At 75.5% G+C, this 3,372-nt stretch carries 2 protein-coding genes; both read right to left on the reverse strand.

The window, feature by feature from the left end:
• Nucleotides 1-87: 87 nt before the first annotated feature.
• Nucleotides 88-2,292: a bifunctional serine/threonine-protein kinase/ABC transporter substrate-binding protein gene (locus E1283_RS34040; RefSeq protein ID WP_243745299.1), complete on the reverse strand. Its 2,205-nt coding sequence runs from the start codon at nt 2,290-2,292 to the stop codon at nt 88-90.
• Nucleotides 2,289-3,089, reverse strand: coding sequence for a hypothetical protein (locus E1283_RS39285; protein ID WP_165956349.1), 801 nt, complete (start codon nt 3,087-3,089; stop codon nt 2,289-2,291). The genes E1283_RS34040 and E1283_RS39285 overlap by 4 nt, the downstream gene beginning before the upstream one ends.
• Between the last annotated feature and the right edge of the window lie 283 nt (nt 3,090-3,372).

Genomic DNA, 3,372 nt, shown 5'->3' on the forward strand with positions numbered 1-3,372 from the left:
CCCGCCCGCGCCGAGCCGCCCCAACAACCGGTGGCGGCCCACCCACCCGGGGTCGTCCGGCCGCAGCCTATCCATGCCTGTCCATGCCTATCCGTCCCCGCCGCCGCGATCGGCCGGCCCGAGATAGTGGAACGCGCCGTCCTCGACCCGGTAGCGGTAGGTGCCGGGGTTCGCCTCGCTGACCTGGAGCGTGCCGTCGCCTGGCGCGAAGACCAGGGTCTTGGCGATGCCCTGGTAGCTCCCCTCGCGCAGCAGCGTGAGCAGGCCGGCGCGGGTGGCGGCCGCGGTGCCCGTGCCGAGGCCGCGCGCGATGAGCATGACCGCGTCGTACGCCTCGGCCGCGTAGTACGGGGGATCGGCGGCGTACCGCTCGCGGTACGCGGTGGCGAAGGCGCGGGCCTCGGGTTTGGCGGTGGCGTCGATCACGGGCGCGACCAACGTCCAGCCGTCGGCGGCCGCGCCGGCCTCGGTGAGGAAGCGGGGGTCGAGCACGGGCGCCCCGGCCATCCGAACGCCCTCGAAACCGGCGCGGTCCAACTCCCGGGCGAATACGGCGGCGGAGTCGAACCGCCCGCCGTACAGCACGGCGTCGACGCCCTCGGCCAGCAACTCGGCCACCAGCGGGCCGAAGTCCTCGGTGCCGGCGTCGACCACCCTGGGCACCATCCGCAGCCCGGCCAGCGCCGGGGACTCCAGCACGGACCTGGTGACAAGGGCGCTGTAGAGGTCGGCGGCGCGGTCGTCGACGACGCCCAGGACGGTGGCGCCCTCGGCCAGCAGAAAGGGCGGGAAGGCCGCGGCCTGCTCGCCTTCGACGGGCTGGGTGTGGAGCGACGACGCGTACGCGACCGGGGCTTCGGAGAACAGCGAGTTGACCGAGAGCGTCACCATCGGCAGCACGGCCTCGTCGTAGGTCGCGGCGGCGGCCAGCGCGGTGTCCTCGGCGGTGGGGCCGATGACCGCCAACACCGAGGAGTCGGCGGCGAGTTCGACGGCGATACGGGCGGCCTCCGCCGGGTCGCCCCCGTCGTCCCTGACCACCAGCTCCACCGTGAACGGCGCGTCGGCACGGGCATTGAGCTCCTCGACGGCCAACCGCGCCCCGCTCTCCTGCGCCGCACCCACCCTCTGCCCCGGCCCCGACAGATCCGCGTGCACGGCCACGGAACGGCCGGACGCGGAGTCGGGCGGCGGTGTCCGGCCGCCCGGTCGGCCGGCGGCCCAGAGGGCGAGCCCACCGGCGGCGAGTGCGGCGCCCGCGCCGGCGACGGCACCGACGGCAAGCAGCCGCCGACGGGACACCGCCTTCCCGGTCGCGGCCGGCGGCACGGGCCGGTCGGGGCCGAGGGAATCCGTGGCGGGTTCCCGAGTGACGGCTTCCAGGGCGACGGCTTCCAGCACGGCGGCGGAGCGCTCCGCGACCAGCCGGGTCACCGGCCCGGGCCAGGGCCCCCCGGCGCCGCCGCTCGGGCGGCCCAGGGTACGGACCAGGTCGGCGACGGTCGGCCGCCGGGTCGGCTCCTTGGCCAGGCAGACGGCGACGAGCGGGCGGAACTCCGCGGGGACGTCGTCGAGATCGGGGGGATCGTAGACGGTGCGGTGGAGGAGGATGTCCGGCCCCTCCGTGCCGAACGGCGGCCGGCCGCCGGACGCGTAGGCCAGCACGCAGCCGAGGGCGAAGACGTCCGTGGCCGGGCCGATCGGGCCTCCCCTGGCCGCCGCCTGCTCGGGGGCCAGGAAGCCGGGTGTGCCGACGATCCGGCCGTCGGAGGTGAGGACGCTGTCCTCGACGGAACGGGCGATGCCGAAGTCGATGAGCCGGGGACCGTCGTGGGCGAGCAGGACGTTGCCCGGCTTCACGTCCCGGTGCACCAGACCGGCCTCGTGGATCACGGCCAACGCCTCGGCCAACCCCCGCCCGAGCGCCAACACCCCGCGGGTCGGCAACGGGCCGAACTCCCGCACCGCCTGTGACAGCGTGGGACCGGGCTCGAACGACGAGGCCAGCCACGGCGACGCGGCGTCCGGTTCGGCGTCCCGCACCGGAACCACCCACGGGCTGTCGACCCGCCGGGCCGCCCGCACCTCGCGGGCGAAGCGGACCCGGAACTCCCGCTGGTCGGCCAGTTCGGGGCGGATCACCTTGCAGGCCACCAGCGTGCCGCCCGGCGAACGCCCCAGGTACACGGCCCCCATCCCGCCGGAGCCGAGCCGCCCCAACAGCCGGTAGTCGCCCACCCGGGGCGGGTCGCCCGGGCCGAGCGGTGTCAGGCCGAGCGCCGTCGGGGTCACTCGAGGGCTGCCTGGACCGTCGTCTGCATCTGCACGAGGGCCTGGGCCGAGGCCTGGCTGACCGCCCGCTCGTCGAAGGCGGCGGTGCCGTTGACCGAGACGGCCGTGGTGACGGGGCCGCTGCGGGAGATCACCGACAGATACGGGTAGGGCCCGCCGAACTCGTCGCTCCGGTACTCGCCGGTTCCGTAGACCTGGTCGTCGGCGCTGACCTGGCCCCGGGAGCCCGCGGGGTTGCCCAGGGAGATCAGCCCGGTCACGGACTCGCCCTGGCCCGGCTCCCGGTCGGGGCAGCGGAGGGCCTCCTCCAGGGTGTCGGTCAGCTCGGCGGCGGCGCTCTCCTCGTCGGCGTGGACGGTGACCACGGTGCGCACCCGAGCCGGGCCGTCGCCGCCACCCGTGGCGGGGAGTCGGCTGTAGCGGGACACGCTGGCGAGCACGCCGTCGGGCAGCGGCCCGGATGCCTGGACACAGGCGTCGTCCAGGGTGGACCAGGTGGCCGGGTCGCTCTCGGCGGGCTCCTCGGCGACGAAGTCCGGCCCGATGGCGGTGGGTTCGGGCTGGACCAGGTCGATCAGCAGCAGTGCCTGTTCGACGGTGGTGGGGAACTTGTCCGGGTCGGGGCTGAAGGCGAACGCGTCGTCCGGGGCGGCCTCCGGCTCCGGGGTCGGCTCGCCGGTCTCCTCCGGACCGGCCGACTCCTCGGCGGAGGGGATCACGTCGGGCAACGGCCTCGACTGCGATCCGCAGCCGATGACGAGCCAGGCGAGTAACGCGGCGGCGGCGGCGCGGCGCACAGGTCTCCGAGGTGACACGGAACCCCCCACGAGTCTCCACATGTCGGGTCCTCATGGTAGGAGCGGGTGCCGGTGCCTGTCTGCCCCTTATCGATAGCAGATGGTGCCGCTATCCGTGCGGGGCGTCTCGGCCATCAGGTCCGACGCCGGTCGACGGCCACCGCGCACGGCGGTAGGTTGCGGCCATGAGGCGTGCGTGGGCGGTGCTGCCGGCCGTGTTGGCGATGCTCGCCGGCCGCGGGGGCCGGGCGGACGGTGGCGGCGAGGGCCCCGAACCCGGCCC

It is taken from the genome of Streptomyces hainanensis, from assembly GCF_004348415.1.
In the GTDB taxonomy this organism is placed as follows: domain Bacteria; phylum Actinomycetota; class Actinomycetes; order Streptomycetales; family Streptomycetaceae; genus Streptomyces; species Streptomyces hainanensis.